The organism is Halomonas garicola, from assembly GCF_055382465.1.
This window is the reverse complement of record NZ_AP043931.1, coordinates 2,024,492-2,047,354: the sequence shown is the minus strand read 5'-3', so window position 1 is coordinate 2,047,354 and position 22,863 is coordinate 2,024,492. Positions and strand designations below refer to the sequence as shown.

Genomic DNA, 22,863 nt, shown 5'->3' with positions numbered 1-22,863 from the left:
GCGGGCGCGGCCGGTCTGATGTGCGCCGCCCAGGCGGGCTACGCCGGCCGGCGCGTGCTGCTGCTGGACCATGCGAAAAAGGCCGGCAAGAAAATACTCATGTCCGGCGGCGGGCGCTGCAACTTTACCAATACGGCCACCGCGCCACAGCACTTCTACTCGCAGAATCCACATTTTTGCATCTCCGCGCTGAAGCGCTATTCGCCCGGCGACTTTATCGAGCTGGTGGAGCGCCACGGCGTGGAGTACGTGGAAAAGGCGCCGGGGCAGCTGTTTTGCGCCACGTCGGCCAAGGACATTGTGCGGGTGCTGCTCACTGAATGCGAGTGGGCGGGGGTTGATGTGCGCCTGGGGACCCAAGTGGAGTGCGTGGAGCGGCGGGGGGACGGTATGCGCCTGGCCACGTCGCTTGGCACGGTGGATGCCGGCGCGGTGGTTGTGGCGACCGGCGGGCTTTCGATCCCCACCATGGGCGCCACCGGCTTTGGCTATGAGCTTGCCCGCCGCTTCGGCCTCGAGGTGCTGCCCACCGGGCCGGCGCTGGTGCCCTTTACCCTGAGCGAGCCGTGGAAAGCCCGGGCGGCGGCGCTTTCCGGGGTGAGCCTTGACGTGCGCGTCGCCTGCAACGGGCGCGAATTTGCCGAGCCGATGCTGTTTACCCACCGCGGGCTTTCCGGGCCTGCCATGCTGCAGATTTCCAGCGTCTGGCAGCCGGGGGAGGCGCTGTGCGTAGACCTGCTGCCGGGGGAGGACGCCGAGGCTGCCCTGCGCCAGGCGCGCAGCGCCACGCCCAAGCGCCAGCTTTCCACCTGGCTTGGGGAGCGCCTGCCCAAGCGGGTCGCTCAGGCGCTGGGAGAGTGGTACGCCGATGCCGCCGGCAGTGCGCCGCTAGCGGAATATTCCAACGCCGCCATTGCTGCCTGGGCCGGGCGGCTCAACCGCTGGACGCTGAAGCCTGCCGGTACCGAAGGCTGGCGCACGGCGGAGGTAACGCTTGGCGGGGTGAATACCGCGGCGCTGTCGTCGAAGGATTTTACCGTGAACGGGCTACCCCAGCTGCGCTTTATCGGCGAGGTGCTGGACGTGACCGGCGAGCTTGGCGGGTACAACTTTCAGTGGGCCTGGGCATCGGGGGTGGCCTGCGGCCAGGCCTGCTAGCGGCGCAGGCGACCCAGCCGCTTGATGTTGCGCACCAGCATATAGGCGGCGAGGGCGCGCCGGCCAATGCGCACAAAGGGACCGGATTTTCTGACTACGCGATAGGCAAGGCCGCTGCCGGCAAGCATCAGCGGCGTTTTGTAGCGGGCGATTTTTTGCCAGCCGCGGTCCAGCGGCTCGGCGGCACGCTCAAGGCGCAGGCCTTCCACCATGATGTCGATGCGCTGCTGCTCCAGCTGCTCCAGCAGTTCGCGCTTGCGCGCCGCCCGCGACGGCGAGCGGCGTGCCGGTTGGCGATGGGCGACCGGATCAGCGTTTTTGGCGGGCATCGTTACGTTGCTCCAGTAGGGCGCGGTCGGTGGCCAGCTGGCTCAGGGTGTCTTTCAGCAGGGTGTGCCGCCTTGCCTGGCGTATCGCTATCGCGGCAAGCACGACGCTTGCCAGCAATAGCACGCCGGCGCAGGCGCCGATGGCCAGCAGACGATAGCTGTCCCAAAAGATGGCGATGATCAGGGTGGTCATGCTGGCCGTGGCCAGCATGAATAGCAGCAGGCTGGCGCCCGCCAGCAGTATCAGCGTCAGCAGGCGCGCCCGTTCTTCTTCAAGCTCCAGTACCGCCAGACGCAGACGCGTTTCGCCGTTGGCGACAAGCGTACCGAGTACGCTCCTGACGGCCTGGATCACACGTTGGCCGGGACCCAGCGCCATTAGCGCCGTCCGAGCAGCAGGCCTACCACCACGCCGGCGGCAGCGCCGATGCCTACGCTGGTCCAGGGGTTGTCACGCACGTAGCGGTCGCAGCAGTCGGCCTGCTGGGTCAGGCTGTCCCGGGTGCCGGTGTAAAGCTGCTCGCCCCGGGCTTCAACGCGGGCGCGGGTGTCCTTGAGGCGCTGTTCGGCGCGCTCGCGCAGGTCGCGCATTTCCGAGCTTGCGTCCTTGGCCGTGGCGTTGACCAATTCTTCTACGGTGTCGCTCAGGTGGCGCAGGTCGTCCTGCAGCTGTTCGGTCTGTACTTGGCGATCTGATGGTTTCTTGGCCATGGTGTCTTTCTCCTGGGGTACTACACGTGGGTACTGCACGAATGAGCACCCGAATGAACCCACAAATGAGTGTTACCGGTGAGTGACATCGCTTCAGCAGCGAGATGTCAGCATAGCAGGTGTAAAGGGCGATACAAGCGCTATACGCGCGGTGACCCCTAGCGCAGCAGCCCGCTGGGCGTAAACAGCGGGTTGAGGCTAAAGCCGAGACTTAGCCGGTGGACCCGGTGATCGTAGTCGATCAGGCTTTCGCCGTAGCCGTAGTAATACTGCACGTGGCCGCGGACGCCGTTGAAGGCCGGCCAGCTGTAGTCCAGCTGGGTGCCGTAGTTGCCGGTATCGGGGTTGCCCCGCAGCTGGACGGCGACTTCCTGGTCGTGGCTATAGCGCTTGGCGATGCGCACATCGCCGTAGCCCATGTAGCGGTGGATGTCGGGGTTGTCGTCATCGCCCTGGGACTCGGGAATGCGCCAGTGGGGAGCCATTGTGACCGCCCAGTTGCCGCGCTGCAGCGTGCTTTCCAGATACACCCGATTCCAGCTGCGCGACAGCGGCGCCGAACGGCCGTTGGACTGGTGATTGACGGCAAGCCGGTTGCGGGTGTTGACCCAGCCGAAAATATTCCAGGCGTTGTCGAAGTCGATGAAGATTTCCGGCTCGTAGTTGGTTTCGCGGAAGGGCGAGGACGAGTCGGTATTGTAGGCCTGCCACCAGCTGCGCTGAGTGTAGCCGAAAAACAGGTCGCCGTTGTGGCCAAACAGATCTTCGACCAGCGAGAACTTGGCGCTGAACTGGAACTTCACCTCGGCGCTGTCCGCCCGCCCGTCGGCGTCGATGTTGCGAAAGCGGGCGCGGTCCTGGTTGCCGTTATAGCTCACCGGAAACAGATAGTTGGTGCGGTGGGCAGTGATCGAAAACGGGTTGTGGTTGGACGCCCTTTCCAGCTGCCGGCGCTCGCGGGTTTCTTCAATGGCCTGCTCTTCCGGCGGTTTGGGGGTCAGCGCGGTCATGTACGCCGAGGTTTCAAAGCGCGGCGTCTGGCGCGCCTCGAGCGAGGAGAGCTCAAGGTTGAGCCGGGTGATTTCCTGGCGCAGGGCGTGGACGCGCGCGTCCAGCGCGCTGGGGTCAGCGGCGTCGGCAAAGACGCTGCCGGCATGCATTGCCACTACGAGGCTCAAGCCGGCAAGAAATGGATGTCGGGCGGTCATGGTTACGGCTCGTCAATGGATAAGCAGGCAAACGCCTGGGCGTGTTTTATCACGGGGCCTGAAGAAGTCAACGGCGGTCAGGCGCTTTGGCAGTGAGCGTGGAGCAAAAACTCGCGGTTGCCGTCGCCGCCGGCAATCGGGCTTGGCTGCCAGTGGTCGATGGTAAGCCCGCTTTGCCGGCAGGCGTGCTCCAGGCGCGCTCTGACCTCGGCGTAGCGGTGCGTATCGCGGACCACGCCGCGTTTGCCCAGGGCCGAGGCGTCGAGCTCGAACTGCGGCTTGACCAGCGATAAAAGCTCGCCGCCGGCGGGTAGTGCCGCCGCGATCTCGGGCAGGATCAGCGTTTGTGAAATAAAAGAGACATCCATCACCGCGGTATCCGGCGGCTGGCGCTGGCACAGGGTAGCAAAGGCCGGGGAGCGGGTCAGCTCCCGGGCATTGATGCCCTCGAGGCAGCTGACCCGGGGGTCATCGCAAAGGCGGCGCGCCAGCTGCCCGTGGCCGACCTCGATACCGATGACGTGACGCGCGCCAAAGCGCAGGGCGCAGTCGGTGAAGCCGCCGGTGGACTGGCCCACGTCGAGTACCGTCTGGCCGTCAAAGCGCTTGTCGAGGGCCGTGAGTACGGCTTCAAGCTTGAGTCCCGCCCGGGAAACGTAGCGCTCTTCGGGCGCGTCATCCACGACAAGCGGCGTGGCGTCGGCCAGCTGCTCGCTGGGTTTGGCCAGCCGAGCGCCGGTGTCCCGACGCCGCACGTGGCCGCTTTTGATCAGCCGCTGGGCCCGGGTGCGTGAGGCCGCAAGCTGCTGCTTGACGAGTAGCTGGTCAAGACGTGGCATGGGGCGCTACCCGCGCCGGCCGGCGGAGCCGGACGCGGCCTGCAGGCCGCCCGGGGGCAGACGCTCGGCGCCCCAGCTGCGCGAGAGATACCCCTTGACCCGCGCCAGCTCGTCGTCGCTGACGATGGCCAGTTCGCCGTGCTCAAGCGCGTCGTAATGGTAGATGTAAAGGCGCGAGGCAAACTGCTCGAACGGCAGCGACGCTTCGCCAAAGCGTTCGCCGTTGCCTGAGGTGCTGACCACCACGTCATCGCCCCAGTCCTGGCCGCTGTCGTTGTTGGGGTTGTAGAAATACACGCGCATTTGCTCCCCGGGGTCAAGCGAGGCGCGCAGTACGCTGATGGCGTGCCAGCCGATAAAGCGGCCGGTGCTGTCGGTTACCGCAATGCCCGCCGGCTGGGGGTGGATCAGCGGCTGGTTACCGTTATAGAACGGGTGATAGCTGGCGTAGAAATGGCGCAGAAACGCGTCTACGTCGATGAGCTTGCCGGTGGCGACGTCGACGTTGATGGCAAAGCCGCGGCCCGACCACCAGCCGTGGAATTCGGGGTTGACCCAGCGGTGGGGATCGCCCAGCCGTCCGACGCAGCGCCTGCCCATTTCGGCGTAGATGCGGTCCAGGTGGGGCACCACGATCAGCGATACCGGGTCCAGGTCCATGGGTAGCTCGGTGGCAACGCCGGAGAGGCTTGCCATCGAGGAGATGGGCTGGCCCTCGAAGTGCATGATGATTTCATCGTCGCGCGCGGCCCAAGCGACCATTTGCAGCAGGTAGTCGGGGTCGTTGTAGGCCCACATGGAAAGCGCCCGGGCCGACTGGCAGGTGGGGTTGTTGCCCTGGCCGATGCCAAACGGCAGGCCGAGCATGCCCAGCACGCCTTCCAGCAACCGAGCTCGGGGCGGTACGGCGTCGCCGCAGGCAAGCACAAGGCGCGCCCGGGACCAGTCCGACAGCGTAAGCCCCAGCTGGCGCCACATGGCCGGTGCCACCGGCGGCTGATAGAGGATGCCGCGCTCCAGGGTGAGCGCCAGCCCGTAAACCGCCTGGGCGGTGTCCGAATAGACGCCGGTGCGGATCAGCGCCAGCACCAGTTCGCGGTAGCACAGTAGGCAGTCGCGCCCGGTGGAGGAAAGCCCCAGGGCTTCAGCGATCAGCTGATCGCTGTGCTCGACCAGGTGGCGCATGAGCACGGCGTGGTAGGGCGCGACCAGCCCGGTGTCGTGCATGGCTCGGGCAAAGCCGGAGGCTTCGGCCTGGAGGGTGGCGTGGTCCATGCGCTCCAGGCGCTCGCGGTATACTTCGACGCCGGGGTCCTCCTGGCAGGCCTGGGTGGGGCCGAAAAGCGCGCTGACCAGCCGCGCCGCCCCCTGGCCGCTGGCGCCGAGGTCAATGGCCGGGTCGGCCTGGCACAGCGCGATCTGGGTGATCATCTGCTTGATGGCGTCGGTCTGTAGCGGGCGCTGCTGCAGTATGCGCCAGACTTCCTCGATCAGCGTGTCGACGATGTGCTCGTAGCCAATCCGCGCGGCCAGATGCTGGAACAGGTAGCGCGAAACCAGAGCCAGGCGCCCCTGGGACTCGCGCTCGGCTTCCGTGGGCGGGGTGAACAATAGCCGCAGGTTGAGCGCCAGGGCCTGGGTCAAGTAGTGGTGGGCGTGCTCGGCGGAGACCTGGGGGTGAGCGAAGCTGGCCTTGGCCACGGCAAGGAGGCGCAGCTCGCTCAGCGCCTCGATCACCACCACGTTGGCGTCGGTGCTTTTCAGCGCCTGGCTTGTCAGAGAGGGCAGCAGGTGTTTGGGGGAGGCCCAGTCGGAGCCGTCGAACACGGCGGCGTTTTCCAGCGCCTCGGCGCGGGCCTCAATCGCCGCGCAGCCGCCGTCGGTCAGCAGCAGCCGTCGTGCCGTGTCCAGCACCCGGGGCAGCCTTGCGGTTTTATTGAAGGCGAGGGCCTGCTGAAGCAGGCCCAGCGCCTCGTCAAATTTTTCCACCAGCCTGTCAAGCTTTGCCGCTTCGCTGTAAGCGGCGTGGGTGGAAGATGCGTTGTTTGCTGGGGTCACGGTGACTCCTTATCCCTGCGGGTGAGGGGATTATACATAGAAGTCGAGATCTTCCTGGTGTTTCAGCAGGTCACGCAGGGTGTGGGCGTCGTCGCCCTTGAAGTAGACAAGCCCCCAGTGAGTGCCGAAAGCCGTACGCTTGGTCACGGTTTCTTCCAGGGGCGAGGTGAGCTCGTGGGACTCGAAGTAGGGATGGTCTTCCACCTCCTCGGGGAGCTCCAGCCGGCTGACCACGCGCCGGCGCGGATAAACGCCGAAGCAGCCGGCGAAGCCGTCGGCGTCGACCACTTCCCGTGGGAAGAAGTCGGCAACCTCTTCCGCCGTGGTGTGGGGGTCAAACACCAGCATGGAGGCCTGGTAGGCGTTGAAGCCGTAGACCCGCTCCAGAAGCTCGAACACCTTGAAGCCCGGCGGGCGATAGGCCACTTCACCAAAGTACATTTCGCCGTCGCTGGTGACGAAATACTCGGGGTGGATAAGGCCAAAGCCGATGTCGAAGGTCTTGATCAGCTTCTCGATCTGCGCGGTAATCTGGTCGCGGTACCTTTCAAGCTCAGGCGAGGCGGGGACGAAGACCGAATAGCCCAGGGTGACGTACTCGGAAATGTTCAAAAAGACGATTTTACCGTTGTGGATCCAAGCCTCTACGGCAAACTCCCAGCCGTCCAGATGCGACTCCATCAGCACCGGGAATTCCTCCTCGGGAATCAGGTCGACTTCGTCCGGCGTGCGGATCACCCGGTGGCCCAGGCAGCCGGCCTTGTCGAACGCCTTCAGGTGAATGGGGTCGTTGGGGTCGCCGTCGAGCTTGAGCAGCGTCTGGTTGACGCGCTTGAGAAAGCGCACCACGTCGTCCTTGTCGTGGGCTTCTTCGAAAATGCCCACGCGAATGCCGCCGAGCTGGGCGCGACGCTTCATCAGCGCCTTGTCGCGCAAAAGCAGCGACTGGCCGTAAAGGCGCGGGCTGTCGAGCAGCACGGAGTTGATGGCGCCGGCCCACTCAACGGTTTCCTCAAACAGCGGAATGGCCACGTCAACGCCTTTTTCCTTGAGCGTTTCGGCAATCTCCATGGAGCGGTCGTTGAGCCGCTCGAAATCCCAGGGCACATAGGGAATATCGTGCTCCTGGCAGTAGTCCTCTGCCCAGGGCGGTGCCACGACGACATAGCGCCGGTCAAAGTTTTCAGCGGCTTCAATGGCGTTCAGGCTCCAGCCGAGAAGAGCGATGTAACCTTTGTCAGTGTTTTTTTCCACGGTCTAGCTCCTTCTTCTTTGCCGATGGGCCTTGGTGTCAAAGCGTCAGCGCTACGGCACCAGTATTCTTCACTCTAGGCTTATCTGAGCCCGGGTGCGAGCATTGTGATGCCTGTGGGGTCAACGCGCGCCGGTAGAAAGCGCGGGCCTGTGTTAATCTGGCGGCCTTTTCAGGGGCTGCGCATGCGCAAGGGGCGGCACCCGGGTAGCTGCGCCGGGGCGGCGAATTCGGTAGTGTGTGCGGTCAGCGTTTTCATCAGGATGTTTCACATGCAAGCAACGACGTTTCGTTTTTCCTGCCGGGCCGCGCTGGCCGGCCTGTTGATCGGTCTTGGCAGCGGTCAGGTTCTTGCCCAGGAGAGTGCCACCTGGGTGTCTGAAGAGCTCACCACCTATGTGCGCTCGGGTCCCACCGACGGCTACCGGATCGTGGGCACGCTAAGCGCCGGCGAGCAGGTCAAGATGCTTGAAACCAGCGGTGAATATACCCGGGTAGAAAGCGATTCCGGCGACGCCGTGTGGATTCTCAGCGAGGAGCTGCAGGACACGCCCAGCGCCCGGGAAAAGCTGCCCAAGCTTGAGACCCGGGTGGCTGAGCTAACCGAGGAGCTCGACAATATCAACGCCACCTGGGAAGAGCGCGTGGCGACCATGAAAGAGAACCTGGAAGCCCGGGCGCAGCGTATCGACGAGCTCGAGGCGAGCAATGAAGCGCTCAAGCGCGATGCCGAGACGTTGCGCAAGCAGTCGCGCAAGCTGAATGCCCGCCTGGAAACCCAGGAAGAGGACCTTTTGATGCGCTACTTCATGTACGGCGGCGGCGTCGCCGGTGCCGGCCTGCTGGTAGGGCTGATCGTTCCGCACCTGCCGCGCCGGCGCAAAAAGCGCGACCGCTGGTTTTGATGGACCACGGGGCTTCTTATGACGGGGCTTTTCATGACGGAGTCCTTCAAGACAGAGCCCTTCAAGACGGGATCAGGCGATGACGGATCAATGGCTCAAGCGCTGGCGCGAGGGGCGCATCGGCTTTCACCGGACAACGCTGCATCCGGCGCTTGAGCGCTACTGGCTGACGCTTGACGTGCCCCGGACGGCCAAGGTGCTGGTGCCGCTGTGCGGTAAAAGCGTGGATATGCGCTGGCTCGCCGATGCCGGCCACCCGGTGTTGGGCGTAGAGATTTCGCCGGAGGCCATCGAGCAGTTCGTCGCCGAACGCCGCCAGGGCGTGCTGCGCTATCACCAGGCGGGCTTTGACATCGTGCGCCAGGGCAGCATCGAGCTGTGGCTGGGCGATTTTTTCCACTTGCATATCCGCCAGGTAGCGGAAATCGAGGCGTTTTACGACCGCGCCTCGCTGATCGCGCTGCCCCGGCCCACGCGGCAGCGCTATGCCTTTCATCTGGCCCAGCTGGTGCCCCCGGGCGCCCGGGGGCTGCTGGTCAGCCTGACCCGGGGGGAGGCCGACGCCGGCCCGCCCTACAGCGTGTCCCACGAAGAAGTCGAGCAGCTCTTTTCGCCCAACTTCCGGCTGACGTTTCTGGAGCAGGGGCCGCCCGACGCGCGCGGCTTTATCGAGAGCACCTGGGCGCTCGAGCGCCGCGGCCCGAAAAGCTAACGCGCCAGCAGCGCGCCCAGCTCGCCGTCGTTGAAAGCGCGGTCGAGCGCCTTGCCGAGCAGCTCGTTGAGCATCTCGGTATTTTTGTCCGAGTCGGGCTTGAGCGCATATTCCTGGGTGCGGCGCGAGGTATAGGTGCCGGTGTAGGTGGTGCCGTCATTTTTAGCGATGGCGCGCAGCACGCCCTCAAGCTGAGCCTCGTCAATGCCGGGATTGGCGCCGTCGCCCCGGGCATAGTTCAGCCGGGCAAGCTCCAGGGTCAGCGTCGGGCGCCCTTCGGCCTGCTCGCTGACCGGGGTAAAGCCCATGTCGCGCACCGCGCGCTCGGCTTCACGCTGAAGCTGGGGGATCAGAATATGGCTGCTGACGGTAATCCGGGACGTGGACATGCCGCCGCCGCTGCGCTGGCCGATGACGTCGGTGTCGCGCCCGTCCTGGGCGAATACCGCGACCTCCTGGCCGTTGCCGACCTGGGCCACCGGCGCGCTGCGCTCGGGGGTGACTTCCAGGTACTGCGGGCTGGCGCAGCCGCCAAGCCACAGGCCGGCGCAAAGCAGGGTGACGCTGAGCAAGAAAGAACGTCGCTGCATGGGGGTCTCCGTTGGTTCTTGTGGGTCAATGAGTGAAGCCATGCGCGCATTCTAGACGCAAATCGGCCCGCCGGGTAATGTCGCGGGCCAGTTTGCGCTCAGGCCGCGTGGGAAGGGGCCGGGGCGCTGGCAGCATCGGCAAAGCGGTGCCACTGGCGCGGGTGGGCAAAGAGGCGCCGGCCGCGGTGCAGGTTCAGCTGCTCGAAGTCGGCGTGGCGCACGCTGGCAAGCCAGGGTTTGGCCAGCCAGTCGGCCTCCAGCTCCACGCGCACCTCGGCGCCCACTGGGGAGACCGCGGTGACGGTCACCGGCAGATGGCAGTCGGCCTGCGGCTGTTCGGCCAGGCGCACCTCGTGGGGGCGCAGCAACAGCTCTTCGCGGCCGTCGGGCAGGTCCACTGCCAGCCGCGCGTCGCCGCAGGTCAGCACGCCGCCGTGCACGTCGCCCTCCAGATGGTTCACATCGCCCAGGAACTCGAACACGAAGCGATTTTGCGGCGCGCGATACAGCGTTTCCGGAGTGTCGATCTGCTCGATTTTGCCGTCGCTCATCACCACCACGCGGTCGGAAAGCTCGAGCGCCTCTTCCTGGTCGTGGGTGACGAAGACGCTGGTGAAGTTGAGCTCTTCGTGAAGATGGCGCAGCCAGCGGCGCAGCTCCTGGCGCACCTTGGCGTCGAGCGCGCCGAAAGGCTCGTCGAGCAGCAGCACGTCGGGCTCCACGGCCAGCGCCCGGGCAAGCGACACGCGCTGCTGCTGGCCGCCGGAGAGCTGGGCCGGGTAGCGGTCGGCGAGATGCTCGAGCTTGACCATCTCCAGCAGGCGAAAGACCCGCGCGCGGATATCGCTGCGCGACGGGCGGCTGCGCCGGGGCATCACCGAGAGGCCGAAGGCGACGTTGTCGTACACGCTCATGTGACGAAACAGCGCGTAGTGTTGAAAGACAAAGCCGATGCGCCGGTCGCGGACGTGAACGTGGGTGACGTCGCGCTGGCCAAAAAGGATGCGCGCCGGGGTGTGCGTACCCGAGCGGTCGGGGGTTTCCAGCCCGGCGATAATCCGCAAAAGGGTGGTCTTGCCCGAGCCCGACGGCCCCAGAAGCCCCACCAGCTCGCCTTCGTGAATATCCAGGTTGACCGGCTCCAGCGCCCGGGTGGGGCCGAAGTGCTTGCCGATGTTGTCCAGACGGATGCTCATGCGTGGGTCTCCCGGCGCGATGCGCGCCATTCAAGGCCGGCCTTGGCCGCCAGGGTGAAAAGGGCGATCAGTGCCAGCAGTGCTGCGCTCGAGAAGGCGCCGACCGTGTTGTAGTCCTGGTAGAGCTGCTGCACGTTGAGCGGCAGGGTGTTGGTTTGTCCGCGGATGGCGCCGGATACCACCGAGACGGCGCCGAACTCGCCCACCGCCCGGGCGTTGGTCAGAATGACGCCATAGAGCAGCGCCCAGCGGATGTTGGGCAGGGTGATCCGGCGAAAGACGGCAAAGCCGCCGGCGCCGAGGGTGACCGCGGCTTCTTCCTCGCGGCTGCCCTGAGCCTGCATCAGTGGGATCAGCTCCCGGGCGACGAAGGGGCAGGTGACAAACACCGTCACCATGAGAATGCCCGGCCAGGCAAACATCAGCTGGATGTCGTGGGCGCTGAGCCAGGAGCCGAGCCAGCCGTTGCGCCCGTAGAGCAGCAGGTAGATCAGGCCCGCCACCACCGGCGAGACCGCAAAGGGAATATCGATCAGGGTTTGCAGCAGCCGCCGGCCGGGAAACGTGAAGCGGGTGATCAGCCACGCCAGCGCGACGCCGAACACCAGGCAGATGGGGATGGTGAGAAGGGCCACGGCCAGGGTCAAAAAGATGGCGTGGAGGGTGTGGGCCTCGGTCACGCTTGCCCAGAACACGCCCAGGCCCTTGGCAAAGGCCTGGGCGAAGATAGCGACCAGCGGCAGCAGCAGAAAGACGGCCGTGAGCACCAGCGCCGCTACGATCAGCAGCCGGCGAACGCCGGGGGAGTCACCGATGCGTTGCATTACCCTTTCCCTCCGTGCAGGCGGCGGACAAAGCGGCCCTGCCAGACGTTGATGGCAAACAGCAGAGCAAGCGAGACAAACAGCAGCACTGAGGCAATGGCCGAAGCGCCGGCGTAGTCGTATTCCTGGAGCTTGACGAAAATCATCAAGGACGTGATCTCGGTCTCGTAGGGGGTGTTGCCGGCGATGAATATGACCGCGCCGAACTCCCCAAGCGAGCGCACAAAGGCAAGGCCCGTCCCGGTCACCAGCGCCGGCCAGAGGTGGGGCAGAATGACCCGGCGAAAGCCCACGCCGTCGCTTGCGCCCAGCGACATCGCCGCCTCATCCACCTCCGCGGGCATGTCCTCGAGCACCGGCTGCACCGTGCGCACCACAAAGGGAATGCTGGTAAACGCCATGGCCAGCGCAATGCCCACCCAGGTGTAGGCCACCTTGATACCCAGCGGCTCGAGCACGTTGCCCGCCCAGCCGCTTTTGGCGTACAGCGTGGCAAGCGTAATGCCGGCCACGGCGGTGGGCAGGGCGAAGGGCAGGTCCATCAGCGCATCCACCAGGCGCTTGCCGGGAAAGTCGTAGCGCACCAGCACCCAGGCCAAAAGCAGGCCGAAGGCGGCGTTGACCAGAGCGGCCACGGCGGCAGCGCCGAGGGTGGTGGTATAGCTTGCCACCACGCGGGGGTCGCTGACGATGGCCCAGTATTCGCCCAGCGAAAGTCCGGCCAGCTGGCCGAATAGCCCGGTCATGGGCAGCAGCAGGACCAGCGAGATAAACAGCACGCTGATCCCCATGGAAAGGCCGAAGCCCGGCAGCACGCGGGTGCTGCCGGACAGGCGCCGGGGGAGTCTGATAGCGAAAGCACTCATGGGGGTGTGCCTACCGGCGCTGGAGCTGGTCGATCAGGCCACCGCTTTCAAAGTGCTTCTCCATGGCCTGGTCCCAGCCGCCAAAGACGTCTTCGACCTCCAAAAGCTCGGTGTCGGGGAACTGGTCGGCAAACTCCTCAACCACGGTGTCGTCATGCACGCGGTAGTTAAAGCCCGCCAGCAGGCGCTGGGTATCTTCGCGGTAGAGGTAGTCCAGGTAGGCCTGGGCGAGATCGGCGCTGTCGTTCTTTTCGGCGTTTTCATCAACCACGGCTACCGGGAACTCGGCGAGGATGCTCACCGGCGGCACTACCACTTCGTAGTCGTCGCTGCCGTACTCGCCGCGGATGTTGTTGACCTCGGATTCGAAGCTGATCAGCACGTCGCCGATGTCGCGCTCGATAAAGCTGGTAGTCGCCCCGCGGCCGCCGGTGTCGAAGACTTCGACGTTGCCGAGAAAGGTCTTCATGTAGTCGCGGATCTTGTCTTCGTCGCCGTCAAAGCGCTTGTCCGCGGCACCCCAGGCGGCCAGGTAGGTGTAGCGGCCGTTGCCCGACGTCTTGGGGTTGGGGAAGACGATTTCCACGTCGTCGCCGGCGAGGTCGTCCCAGCTTTCGATGTTTTTGGGGTTGCCCTTGCGCACCAGAAACGCCGTGGTGGAGTAGTAGGGCGAGGCGTTGTTGTCAAAGGCTTCCTGCCAGTCGTCAGCCACCAGGCCGGCATCCGCGAGCACCTGGACGTCGGTCACCTGGTTGAAGGTGACGACGTCGGCCCCCAGCCCCTGCATGATCGATCGGGCCTGGGCGGACGAGCCGTTGTGCGACTGGCTGACCTCAACGCTTTCGCCGTGCTCGTTTTCCCACCAGGTTTCGAACTGGGGGTTGATCTCGGCAAACAGCTCCCGGGCGATGTCGTAGGAGGCGTTGAGCAGTTCGCGGTCGGCGGCGTTGGCCGCGCCCGAAGCGCTGGCGGCAACGGCGACGGCGAGCAGGCTGCGCTTGAGCGCGCTTGTGGTGCGGGGAAAGGCCATGTGAAGGCTCCTGTCACAAGAAACGGGAATAGGGATGAAGATGAGTGGGATAAAGACTAAATCCGCCAAAGTGTAATTACAATCATGTTTACTATTCGAATTTAGAATATATGTGTGCCGCGTTCGCCAGACCGCCGCGTCTCTCGCCGCATCGCCGGGCTCTGGTATCATTAGCCCTTTGCTAACGACACCCTTTGCCAAAGCCACCCGCTCAAAAAAGCCCATGACCATGACTGCATCTCCCCAAGCCCCCGCGCGTCCGTTTCGCCTGGCGCCGTCGATCCTCTCCGCCGACTTTGCCCGCCTGGGGGAAGAAGTCGACAACGTGCTCGCGTCCGGCGCGGATATCGTCCACTTCGACGTAATGGACAACCACTACGTGCCCAACCTCACCATCGGCCCCATGGTGTGCAAGGCGCTGCGCAACCACGGCGTGACCGCGCCCATCGACGTGCACCTGATGGTCAAACCGGTGGACCAGCTGATCAGCGATTTCATCGACGCCGGGGCCAGCATCATCACCTTTCACCCTGAAGCGTCCGACCACATCGACCGCTCGCTGCAGCTGATCCGCGACGGCGGCTGCCAGGCCGGGCTGGTGCTGAACCCGGCCACGCCCTTGAGCTATCTCGACTACGTCATGGACAAGCTCGACATGGTGCTGCTGATGAGCGTCAATCCGGGCTTTGGCGGCCAGGCGTTCATTCCTCAGACGCTTGCCAAGCTGCGCGATACCCGGGCAAAGCTCGATGCGTCGGGGTATGACATTCGCCTGGAAGTGGACGGCGGGATCAAAATCGACAACATCGCCGAGGTGGCCGCCGCCGGGGCGGACACCTTTGTCGCCGGCTCGGCGATCTTCAAGGCGCGCCGCAGCGATGACCCCCACGCCTACGACTCGGTCATCGCCAGGATGCGCGAGGCGCTGGCGCAGGGCTAATGCGCCGGAGAGGGCTGAGAGGTAAGATGGCCGCAGACGAACCATCAGGATGCGACGATGAATCAAGATGAAGGGCGTAACGAGGCGGCAGCGGACCGGGCGCTGCACGAGCTGTTAACCGGCAAGCGGCTGATGGCCTTTGATCTTGACGGCACTCTGATTGACTCGGTGCCCGATCTCGCGGCGGCGCTTGTCCGCGCGCTCGACGATGAAGGCCTGGCCGTGCCCCGGCAGGAAGACGTGAGCCACTGGGTGGGCAACGGCACCCGCAAGCTCGTTGAGCGGGGCCTTGCCTGGGCGCTTAATACCCCCGTCGAGGCCGTGGACGAGACGCTTTCGGCGCGGGTCTACGCCGCTTTCATGGGCTATTACGGCGACGCTCCGCACCGCCTGACGCGGCTGTACCGGGGCGTTGCCGAGACGCTTTATGCGCTTAAAGACGCGGGTTTTATGCTGGTGCTGGTGACCAACAAGCCCGAGCGCTTTATCGCGCCGCTGCTTGAGCATTTTGCCTTGAACGAGGCCTTTTCCCTCTGCCTGGGCGGCGATAGCCTGGCGCGTAAAAAGCCCGATCCGCTGCCGCTGACCCACGCCGCCGCGCACTTTGGCGTACCCGCCGGCGCCTGCGTGATGGTGGGGGATTCCCGCCACGACATGGCCGCCGGCAAGGCGGCGGGATTCGCCACCGCCGCGCTTACCTACGGCTACAACCACGGCGAGCCGATTAGCGAAAGCGCGCCGGATGCGCTGCTTGACTCGCTGAGCGAGCTGCTGTCGACCTCTGCCCGACCGTCTTCTACACGATAAGGAACCTTGATGATGACCCCCGACCGCTTTGCCGAGCTGGCCCGCGCCGGCTACAACCGCATTCCCGTCGCCCGCGAGGTGCTGGCCGATCTGGATACGCCGCTGTCGACGTATCTCAAGCTTGCCAACGTGCCGTGGACCTTTTTGCTGGAATCGGTGCAGGGTGGAGAAAAGTGGGGGCGCTACTCGATCATTGGGCTGCCGTGCCGGGAGCGCATCGAAGTGCGCGGCCATACCGTGCGCCATCTTCAGGACGGCGAAACCCAGGGAGTGGCCGAGGTCGACGACCCGCTGGCGTGGATCGAGGAGTTCCAGGCGCGCTTCAAGGTGCCCAAAATAGACGATCGCCCGCGCTTTGACGGCGGGCTGGTGGGCTATTTCGGCTACGAGACCATCCGCTACATCGAGCCGCGCCTGGCCGACAGCAACAAGCCCGATCAGCTCGACGTGCCCGACATCCTGCTGATGGTGTGTAACGACCTGGTGGTGTTTGACAACCTTTCCGGCCGGCTGACGCTTCTCACCCATGCCGACCCGGAAACCGCGGATGCCCTGGCGACGGCCGAAGGGCATTTGCGGCATCTGGAAAGCCGCCTGCGCGATGCCTATCAGCGGCCGGGCGGAGAGGCCAGGGACAAACCGGACGTTCGCGAAAGCGACTTTCGCTCCGGCTTTACCCAGGACGGCTTCAAGGCCGCGGTGGCGAAGATCAAGGAGTACGTCCGCGCCGGCGACGTCATGCAGTGCGTGCCTTCCCAACGCATGTCGACGCCGTACCGCGCCGCGCCGCTGGACCTTTACCGGGCGCTGCGCAGCCTCAACCCCTCGCCGTATATGTATTACCTGAACCTGGACGACCATCAGGTAGTAGGCTCGTCGCCGGAGATCCTCACCCGCACCGAGGAAGACGAAGTCACCGTGCGGCCCATTGCCGGCACCCGCAAGCGCGGCAGGACCGAGGCCGAAGACCAGGCGCTGGAAGACGAGCTGCTGGCCGACCCCAAGGAGCTCGCCGAGCACTCCATGCTGATCGATCTGGGGCGCAATGATATCGGGCGCATCAGCGAGACCGGAAGCGTCAAGGTCACCGACAGGATGGTGGTAGAGCGCTACTCCCACGTCATGCACATCGTGTCCAACGTCGTGGGGCGGCTTAGACCTGAGCTTTCGGCCATGGACGCTTTGCGCGCGACTTTCCCTGCGGGCACCGTTTCGGGGGCTCCCAAGGTGCGCGCGCTGGAAATCATCGACGAGGTCGAGCCGGTCAAGCGCGGCATCTACTCCGGCGCGGTGGGCTATCTGTCGTGGCACGGCAATATGGATACCGCCATTGCCATTCGTACCGCGGTGATCAAGGACGGCGAGGTCCACGTTCAGGTAGGGGCGGGGATCGTTGCCGACTCGGATCCGGAAACCGAATGGCAGGAAACCCTGAGCAAGGGCCGCGCGCTGTTTCGCGCCGTGGCCATGGCCGAGCGCGGCCTGGACGAAAACTGAGGCGGCCCGGCCGGTGCAAGCGCATATAGGAAAGCGCCTGGCCGGCCGGGCCGTTTGAGATGACGGCGCCTGAGATCCAGGCGCCTGAGGCCATGGCGTCTGGAGTTAGGGCGTCGCCACGCCGCCGGCGGCGTTCGCCAGGGCGATCATCGGCGCGGGGTAGAGGCCCAGCAGAACCACCAGCACCGCCGCGCCGAGCACCACCAGGCCGCCGGCGCGTACCGCCCAGTCCGCCGAGGCGTCCCGGTGCTGCATCCCCGGCTCGGCGAGGAACAGCGTGACGATCACCCGCAGGTAGTAATAAAGCCCGATGGCGCTGCCGACGATGATGCCGGCCACCAGCCACCACTGCTCGGCTTCCACGCCCAGGGCGATGAGGTAGAACTTGCCGATAAAGCCAACGGTAGCGGGAATGCCGGCGAGCGAGAGCATGGCCACGGTCATCACCGCGGTGAGGAAGGGCCGGCGCCAGAATAGCCCGCGATAGTAGTGCAGGCTCCCGGCGTCGGCGCCTTCGGTGGCGCTTGATACCAGGATGACCACGCCAAAGGCGGCGAGGGTCGCAAGGATATAGGTCATCAGATAGACCCCGCCGGCTTCGGCGGCCAGGCCGTCGGCGATGACCAGCACCAGCAGCATGTAGCCGAAGTGGGCAATGGACGAATAGCCCAGCAGGCGCTTGAGGTTGGACTGGGTCAGCGCCAGCAGGTTGCCCACCAGCATGCTGGCAAGCGCGAGCACCCAGAGCACCGCGTGCAGCCACTCGCCCTGAAACGCCGGGGCGCTCATCACCAGGCGCAGCATGACGATGAATACCGCAACCTTGCTGGCCGTGGCGAGAAACGTCGCCGCCGGCCCGGGCCCGCCTTCGTAGACGTCCGGCGTCCACAGGTGGAAGGGCGCCACCGAAAGCTTGAACCCAAGCCCCACCAGCATCATGCCGGCGCCGGCCAGCCCCCAGGCGCTGCTGTTCTGGGTAAGCGTTGCCATCAGCGCAGTAAGCTCAAGTTCGCCGGTCTGGGCGTAGACCAGCGCCATGCCGAAGAGCAAAAAGGCGCTCGCCGCCGCGGAAAGAATCAGGTATTTGATGCCGGCTTCCAGCGAACGGCGCTCGTGAAAGGCGTAGGCCAGCATGCCGTACAGCGGCATGGAAAGCAGCTCCATCCCCAGAAACAGGCTGGCCAGGTGCCGGCTTGCCACCAGCACCAGCCCGCCCGCCGCCGAGCACAGGAGCAGCAGGTAAAACTCTTCCCGGGCGTTCTGAAACGTCTCGAAGTAGGCGTGTGCCAGCACCGCGCAGGCAAGCGTCGAGGCCAGCACCAATAGCCCGCCGAGCATGGCGGGGCCGTCAAAGACGAGCAGCGTGGTGGTAATCGGCAGCAGGTCCAGCACCAGGATCTGCGCGATCAGGGCAAGCGTCAGCCCCAGCACGCTCACGGCCACCGTGACGTGATGGTCGCGCCGCCAGGCGGTGCCCAGCATCACGGTAATGGCCGTGGCGGCCACCAGAATCAGCGGAAGATAAGCGATAGCAAGCTTGGGCAACGGCATTAGCGAGCCTCCGGCAACGGTGAGCTTTGGGCATCAAACAGCCGATGGATTTCCCCCATGGACGCACCGGTAGTGTCCAGCAGCGGCTGCGGGTAGAGGCCGACCCAGAGGATCAGCGCGATGATACCCAGCAGCATGCAAAACTCCCGGGGATCCAGGCCTTTCAAGGGCGTATCGTCCTTGGGCGGGCCGTAGTGTACCCGCTGCATGAGCAGCAGCGAATATACTGCCGCCAGCACCAGCCCGACGCTTGCCAGCGCCACCACCCAGGGGGCGATGGCAAAGGTGCCGAACAGCACCATGAACTCGCCGACGAAGTTGGCCGTGGTAGGCATGCCAAGCGAGGCGGCGATGAGAAATAGATAAAACCCCGGCAGGCTGCCAAGCCGGCCCCAGAGGCCGCCCATTTCATTGATCTGGCGAGTATGCAGCCGCTCGTAGAGCTGGCCGCTGAGGATAAAGAGCCCGGCGGCAGAGAAGGCGTGGGCCACCATCAGCACCACCACGCCCTGGAGCGCAAGCGGGGTGCCGGCGTAGATGCCGATGAGCACAAAGCCCATGTGGGCAATACTTGTGTAGGCCACAAAGCGTTTGATGTCGCGCTGGCCGCAGGCGAGCACCGCGCCGTAAAAAATGCCCAGCAGGCCAAGCCCCATGGCCACCGGGGCAAACGCCTGGGAGGCCTCGGGGAAAAGCGGCAGGGCAAAGCGCAGCATGCCGTAGGCGGCGGTCTTGAGCAGGATACCGGCCAGGTCCACGCTGCCCGCGGTGGGCGCCTGGGCGTGGGCGTTGGGCAGCCAGCCGTGCAGCGGTATCACCGGCAGCTTGACGGCAAAGGCGATGAAGAACCCGAGCATCAGCCAGAAGGCAAGCGTCGGCGACAGCGTGGTTTCCTTGAGCACGGCGTAGCTGAACGAGTACTCGCCGGTGTTGGCGTGGTGGGCAAATACCAGCCCCAGAATCGCCACCAGCATTAACAGGCCGCTTGCCTGGGTGTAGATGAAGAACTTGATCGCCGCGCCGATGCGGGTGCTGCCCTTGGAGCCGCTGTGGCCCCAGAGCGCGATGAGGAAGTACATCGGCACCAGCATCAGCTCCCAGAAGAAGAAGAACAGAAACAGATCGATGGCCAGAAACACCCCGACCACGCCGCCGAGGATCCACAGCAGGTTAAGGTGGAAAAAGCCGATGCGGCGGACGATCTCGTTCCACGAGCAGAGCACCGCGAGCACGCCGAGAAAGCCCGTCAGAGCGATCAGCACCAGCGACAGGCCGTCCAGCGCCAGGTGGATGTCGATGCCGAAGCGGGTGATCCAGGGCAGGCGATATTCAATCGCCCACTGGGTGCTCGAGCCGTCCGTGGCGGGCAGCTGAAAATCCAGCTGCGTCCACAGCCACAGCGCAATCAGCAGCTCGCAGAGCATGGTGGCAAGAGCAATCAGGCGCGTGGCCCGGCTGCCCAGGCGTTCGGCCTGCCAGCAAAACAGCCCCCCGACAAACGGGATGACGATCAGCCATACCAGTATCATAAGCGTTTATCCCTTTCAGGTTCCCTGGATCACCAGCGCCAAACTCAACAAAATCAACGTCGCCCCGGCCACCATGGTGACGGCGTAGCCGCGTAGCTTGCCGGTCTGGGTCCGCGAAAGCCCCAGGTGAACAAGCCGCACACACCATGCCAGCAGGCGGAAGAGGCCGTCGAACAGGTCGCTTTGCAAAAGCCACACCACGCCGCGATAGGGGCGCACAATGGTCCAGTCAAACACCAGGTCAAAGCCCCAGGCGTGGTGCCATAGCTGCCAGAGCCCGGCGCCCAGGCCGTGGTTGGCCGGACGCAGCCAGCCGCGCTTGAGGCCGAATAGCCACACCCCCAGGGCGATGCCGGCCAGGGCCGTCGCGGCGGCGACCAGCTCCAGCGCGCCGTGGCCGGCGGTCACACCCTCCCCGGGGCTTGATGGCAGCACGCCGCCAAGGGGCGGGGTAATCCAGGCGCCGAGGAACGTCGAGAGCACCGCGAGCACCACCAGCGGCAGGCCGTGGGCCAGGCCGCGGCCGGTTTCGGCGTGGCGGGCGTTGTCGCTTTTCGCCGCGCCGTGGAAGGTGCCGATAATCAGCCGCAGGGTGTAAAGCGAGGTCAAAAGCGCACCGATCAGTCCGGCCACCAGCAGGCCCTGCTGGTCGGCGGCGAGCGCCTGCCAGAGGATTTCATCCTTGCTGTAAAACCCGGCGGACACCAGCGGCAGGGCGGCCAGCGCCGCGCCGCCGACAACAAAGCCCATATAGGCCAGCGGCAGCTTGCGCCACAGCCCGCCCAGGTTGCGCATGTCCTGTTCGTGATGGCAGCTTACGATCACCGCGCCGGCGGAGAGGAACAGCAGCGCCTTGAAAAACGCGTGGGTCATCAGGTGAAAGATCGCCGTGTCGTAGGCGCCGACGCCCAAAGCGAGAAACATGTAGCCGATCTGGCTCATGGTGGAGTAGGCCAGCACCCGCTTGATGTCGGTTTGCGCAAGGGCCGCAAAGCCCGCCATCAAAAGCGTCAGCGCGCCGATCACGCCGGTGGCGTAAAGCGCTGCGGGTGCAAGCTCGAAAATGCCGTGCATGCGCGCGATCAGATAGACCCCGGCGGTGACCATGGTGGCGGCGTGGATCAGCGCCGACACCGGCGTGGGGCCGGCCATGGCGTCGGCAAGCCAGGTGTGCAGCGGCAGCTGGGCCGATTTGCCCAGCGCCCCGCCGAGCAGCAGAAAGGCCGCCAGCTCCACCACGGTGTCGCCCGACTGCCATGCCTGGGGCGCAAGCTCGAGGATCTCGGCGATGTTGAGCGTCCCCAGCCGGCTGAAGAGCAGGAACATGCCGATGGCGAGAAAGACGTCGCCGATCCGGGTGATAATGAACGCCTTGAACCCGGCCCAGCCGTTGGCGCTGTTGGTGTAGTAGTAGCTGATGAGCAGGTAGCTGCACATCCCCACGCCTTCCCAGCCGAGGAATAAAAGCAGCAGGTTGTCGCCCAGCACCAGCAGAACCATGCTGAACACGAAGAGGTTCATGTAGGTGTAAAAGCGGGTGATGCCCGCCTCGCCGCGCATGTACCAGGCCGCGAACAGGTGGATGAAAAAGCCTACCCCGGTGATCACGCCGAGCATGGTGAGCGAGAGGCCGTCCAGCGCCAGGCTGATGCCCGGCTGGAAATCGCCCACGGCAATCCAGGTCCAAAGCGTCAGCTGCTCGGGGCCGTTCTCGGCAAAGCCCAGAGCGAGCATCGCCGTTGCCAGGGCGGCCAGGCCGACGCTTGCCGTGCCCGTCAGCGCGCTGGCGCCGTAGCCCAGGGTCCCCCGGGAGAACGCCAGAATCAGGGTGCCCAGAAGCGGCAGCAAGAAAGTGAGCGGCAGAAGCACCGCCGTTGGCTGGGCTGTCGAGAAAGTCGTCAAGAGTTCCATCATCCGCGCATCCTGCTGGCCACGTCGAGGTTGAGGGTCTTGAAGCGGTGATACAGCTGAATCAGCAGGGCAAGCCCGACGCTTGCCTCGGCGGCTGCCAGGGTAATCACCAGCAAGAACATGACCTGGCCTTCGGGCTGCTCCCAGCCGGTGCCGGCCACGATGAAAGCAAGACCCGCGGCGTTAAGCATGACTTCAAGGCTCATCAACACAAATATCATGTTGCGGCGGAACATCAGCCCGCCAAGGCCCAGGGTAAACAGCACGGCGGCGAGTACCAGGCCGTGCTCCATGGGTACGCCGTTCATGAGTCCTCCTTGGGGGTATCGGTGCCCGCTGCCTGGGGCTGACCTTCGACGTCGGCGGTTGCTGCACTCGCGCCTTTGCCCTTTTTATTCGTCGGTATATCGCGCGGGGCGGGCGAGGGGGCGGCAACAGGGCTTAAACGGCCCACGTGGGACGCCGTCACCAGGGCAGCCAGCAGCAGCAGCGCGCCGAGCTCCACCAGCAGCAGCCAGGGGCCGTAGAGCAGCGTGCCGGCGCCCTTGGCGGTAAGGCCGCCGCCGGTAATCATGGACTGGCTGTCGCCGCGCCATAGAAGGCTGACCAGCGTCAGCAGCAGCACCGCGGCTAAAAGCGACGGCCCCAGCCAGGTGCGCGGTTTGAGCCATTCGCGCTCCTGCTCGGCAGCGGACTGGCCGAGGTTGAGCATCATCACCACGAATACGAACAGCACCATGATGGCGCCGGCGTAGACGATGATTTCCAGGGTGCCGGCAAAGGGCGCGCCGAGGGCGAAAAACACCATGGCGACGGCCAGCAGCGACACCACCAGGTAAAGCACCGCATGTACCGGGTTGGGGTTGGCAATGACCCCGAGGGTGGCAAGCACCGCGATCAGGCCGCCGAGATAGAAGGCAAGCTCCATGAATCCTCCCGTGTGGTCAAAG

Annotated in this window: 23 protein-coding genes; 6 read left to right on the top strand and 17 right to left on the bottom strand. The window is 65.1% G+C overall.

Features of this window, described 5'->3' with window-relative positions:
• The first annotated feature begins 18 nt into the window (after nt 1-18).
• The gene (locus ACZ46Y_RS09900) at nt 19-1,158 is read left to right on the top strand and encodes a BaiN/RdsA family NAD(P)/FAD-dependent oxidoreductase (RefSeq protein WP_464380093.1); all 1,140 of its coding nucleotides are present in this window, start codon (nt 19-21) and stop codon (nt 1,156-1,158) included.
• On the opposite strand, the gene ACZ46Y_RS09895 is transcribed toward ACZ46Y_RS09900, so the two are convergent.
• From ACZ46Y_RS09895 to ACZ46Y_RS09865, 7 genes are all read right to left on the bottom strand, one after another.
• A complete protein-coding gene (locus ACZ46Y_RS09895; RefSeq protein WP_311955247.1) occupies nt 1,155-1,487 on the bottom strand; it encodes a YqjK family protein in 333 nt (110 codons plus the stop codon). The two genes, ACZ46Y_RS09900 and ACZ46Y_RS09895, sit on opposite strands and share 4 nt — an antisense overlap.
• Nucleotides 1,468-1,866 carry a phage holin family protein gene (locus ACZ46Y_RS09890; protein ID WP_311955246.1) on the bottom strand — a complete coding sequence of 133 codons (399 nt, stop codon included), beginning with the start codon at nt 1,864-1,866 and terminating at the stop codon, nt 1,468-1,470. The genes ACZ46Y_RS09895 and ACZ46Y_RS09890 overlap by 20 nt, the downstream gene beginning before the upstream one ends.
• Entirely contained in the window at nt 1,866-2,198 is a 333-nt protein-coding gene (locus ACZ46Y_RS09885; protein ID WP_311955244.1) for an ElaB/YgaM/YqjD family protein, read from the bottom strand. The genes ACZ46Y_RS09890 and ACZ46Y_RS09885 overlap by 1 nt, the downstream gene beginning before the upstream one ends.
• A gap of 158 nt (nt 2,199-2,356) precedes the next feature.
• On the bottom strand, nt 2,357-3,358 hold the full coding sequence (locus tag ACZ46Y_RS09880; RefSeq protein WP_311955312.1) for a phospholipase A: 1,002 nt from the start codon (nt 3,356-3,358) through the stop codon (nt 2,357-2,359).
• Between the two features lie 125 nt (nt 3,359-3,483).
• Nucleotides 3,484-4,245, bottom strand: a complete 762-nt coding sequence (locus tag ACZ46Y_RS09875) for a TlyA family RNA methyltransferase (protein ID WP_311955243.1) — start codon at nt 4,243-4,245, stop codon at nt 3,484-3,486.
• Nucleotides 4,246-4,251: 6 nt separating this feature from the next.
• The gene (locus ACZ46Y_RS09870) at nt 4,252-6,303 is read right to left on the bottom strand and encodes a hypothetical protein (protein ID WP_311955240.1); all 2,052 of its coding nucleotides are present in this window, start codon (nt 6,301-6,303) and stop codon (nt 4,252-4,254) included.
• Nucleotides 6,304-6,333: 30 nt separating this feature from the next.
• Nucleotides 6,334-7,557 (bottom strand): ATP-grasp domain-containing protein, encoded by a 1,224-nt coding sequence (locus tag ACZ46Y_RS09865; RefSeq protein ID WP_311955239.1) that lies wholly within the window; start codon nt 7,555-7,557, stop codon nt 6,334-6,336.
• Between the two features lie 270 nt (nt 7,558-7,827).
• Here ACZ46Y_RS09865 and ACZ46Y_RS09860 point away from each other — a divergent pair, with 270 nt between their 5' ends.
• Both ACZ46Y_RS09860 and ACZ46Y_RS09855 read left to right on the top strand, forming a co-directional pair.
• Nucleotides 7,828-8,460: a TIGR04211 family SH3 domain-containing protein gene (locus ACZ46Y_RS09860; RefSeq protein ID WP_311955237.1), complete on the top strand. Its 633-nt coding sequence runs from the start codon at nt 7,828-7,830 to the stop codon at nt 8,458-8,460.
• Nucleotides 8,461-8,539: 79 nt separating this feature from the next.
• Nucleotides 8,540-9,172 (top strand): class I SAM-dependent methyltransferase, encoded by a 633-nt coding sequence (locus ACZ46Y_RS09855; protein WP_311955235.1) that lies wholly within the window; start codon nt 8,540-8,542, stop codon nt 9,170-9,172.
• Here the strand turns inward: ACZ46Y_RS09855 and ACZ46Y_RS09850 are convergent.
• The 5 genes from ACZ46Y_RS09850 to cysP all read right to left on the bottom strand — a co-directional run bounded on the left by ACZ46Y_RS09850 (nt 9,169) and on the right by cysP (nt 13,678).
• Complete coding sequence (locus tag ACZ46Y_RS09850; RefSeq protein WP_311955233.1) at nt 9,169-9,762, bottom strand: YajG family lipoprotein; 594 nt, start codon at nt 9,760-9,762, stop codon at nt 9,169-9,171. The genes ACZ46Y_RS09855 and ACZ46Y_RS09850 overlap by 4 nt on opposite strands.
• A 98-nt stretch (nt 9,763-9,860) precedes the next feature.
• Nucleotides 9,861-10,958 carry a sulfate/molybdate ABC transporter ATP-binding protein gene (locus tag ACZ46Y_RS09845; protein ID WP_311955231.1) on the bottom strand — a complete coding sequence of 366 codons (1,098 nt, stop codon included), beginning with the start codon at nt 10,956-10,958 and terminating at the stop codon, nt 9,861-9,863.
• The gene (gene cysW / locus ACZ46Y_RS09840) at nt 10,955-11,782 is read right to left on the bottom strand and encodes a sulfate ABC transporter permease subunit CysW (RefSeq protein WP_311955227.1); all 828 of its coding nucleotides are present in this window, start codon (nt 11,780-11,782) and stop codon (nt 10,955-10,957) included. Before cysW ends, ACZ46Y_RS09845 begins: the two co-directional genes overlap by 4 nt.
• The gene (gene cysT / locus ACZ46Y_RS09835; RefSeq protein ID WP_311955225.1) at nt 11,782-12,648 is read right to left on the bottom strand and encodes a sulfate ABC transporter permease subunit CysT; all 867 of its coding nucleotides are present in this window, start codon (nt 12,646-12,648) and stop codon (nt 11,782-11,784) included. Before cysT ends, cysW begins: the two co-directional genes overlap by 1 nt.
• Before the next feature lie 10 nt (nt 12,649-12,658).
• Nucleotides 12,659-13,678 (bottom strand): thiosulfate ABC transporter substrate-binding protein CysP, encoded by a 1,020-nt coding sequence (cysP, locus tag ACZ46Y_RS09830; protein WP_311955222.1) that lies wholly within the window; start codon nt 13,676-13,678, stop codon nt 12,659-12,661.
• A 229-nt stretch (nt 13,679-13,907) separates the two neighbouring features.
• Between cysP and rpe the strand changes: the two genes are divergently transcribed.
• The 3 genes from rpe to trpE are packed head-to-tail and all read left to right on the top strand — an operon-like array spanning nt 13,908 to nt 16,922.
• Nucleotides 13,908-14,618, top strand: coding sequence for a ribulose-phosphate 3-epimerase (rpe, locus tag ACZ46Y_RS09825; RefSeq protein WP_311955219.1), 711 nt, complete (start codon nt 13,908-13,910; stop codon nt 14,616-14,618).
• A gap of 57 nt (nt 14,619-14,675) precedes the next feature.
• On the top strand, nt 14,676-15,425 hold the full coding sequence (locus tag ACZ46Y_RS09820) for a phosphoglycolate phosphatase (protein WP_311955216.1): 750 nt from the start codon (nt 14,676-14,678) through the stop codon (nt 15,423-15,425).
• 12 nt (nt 15,426-15,437) lie between these two features.
• Nucleotides 15,438-16,922: an anthranilate synthase component I gene (trpE, locus tag ACZ46Y_RS09815; protein WP_311955309.1), complete on the top strand. Its 1,485-nt coding sequence runs from the start codon at nt 15,438-15,440 to the stop codon at nt 16,920-16,922.
• 105 nt (nt 16,923-17,027) lie between these two features.
• Here trpE and nuoN read toward each other — a convergent pair whose 3' ends face one another.
• Genes nuoN through nuoJ form a run of 5 tightly spaced genes read right to left on the bottom strand, consistent with a single transcriptional unit; the run spans nt 17,028 to nt 22,841 of the window.
• Nucleotides 17,028-18,473, bottom strand: coding sequence for an NADH-quinone oxidoreductase subunit NuoN (gene nuoN / locus ACZ46Y_RS09810; RefSeq protein ID WP_311955215.1), 1,446 nt, complete (start codon nt 18,471-18,473; stop codon nt 17,028-17,030).
• On the bottom strand, nt 18,473-20,002 hold the full coding sequence (gene nuoM / locus ACZ46Y_RS09805; protein WP_311955213.1) for an NADH-quinone oxidoreductase subunit M: 1,530 nt from the start codon (nt 20,000-20,002) through the stop codon (nt 18,473-18,475). Before nuoM ends, nuoN begins: the two co-directional genes overlap by 1 nt.
• 15 nt (nt 20,003-20,017) lie before the next feature.
• Nucleotides 20,018-21,916: an NADH-quinone oxidoreductase subunit L gene (nuoL, locus tag ACZ46Y_RS09800; protein WP_311955210.1), complete on the bottom strand. Its 1,899-nt coding sequence runs from the start codon at nt 21,914-21,916 to the stop codon at nt 20,018-20,020.
• Nucleotides 21,913-22,221 (bottom strand): NADH-quinone oxidoreductase subunit NuoK, encoded by a 309-nt coding sequence (nuoK, locus tag ACZ46Y_RS09795; RefSeq protein WP_311955208.1) that lies wholly within the window; start codon nt 22,219-22,221, stop codon nt 21,913-21,915. The genes nuoL and nuoK overlap by 4 nt, the downstream gene beginning before the upstream one ends.
• The gene (gene nuoJ, locus ACZ46Y_RS09790) at nt 22,218-22,841 is read right to left on the bottom strand and encodes an NADH-quinone oxidoreductase subunit J (protein ID WP_376717585.1); all 624 of its coding nucleotides are present in this window, start codon (nt 22,839-22,841) and stop codon (nt 22,218-22,220) included. The genes nuoK and nuoJ overlap by 4 nt, the downstream gene beginning before the upstream one ends.
• Between the last annotated feature and the right edge of the window lie 22 nt (nt 22,842-22,863).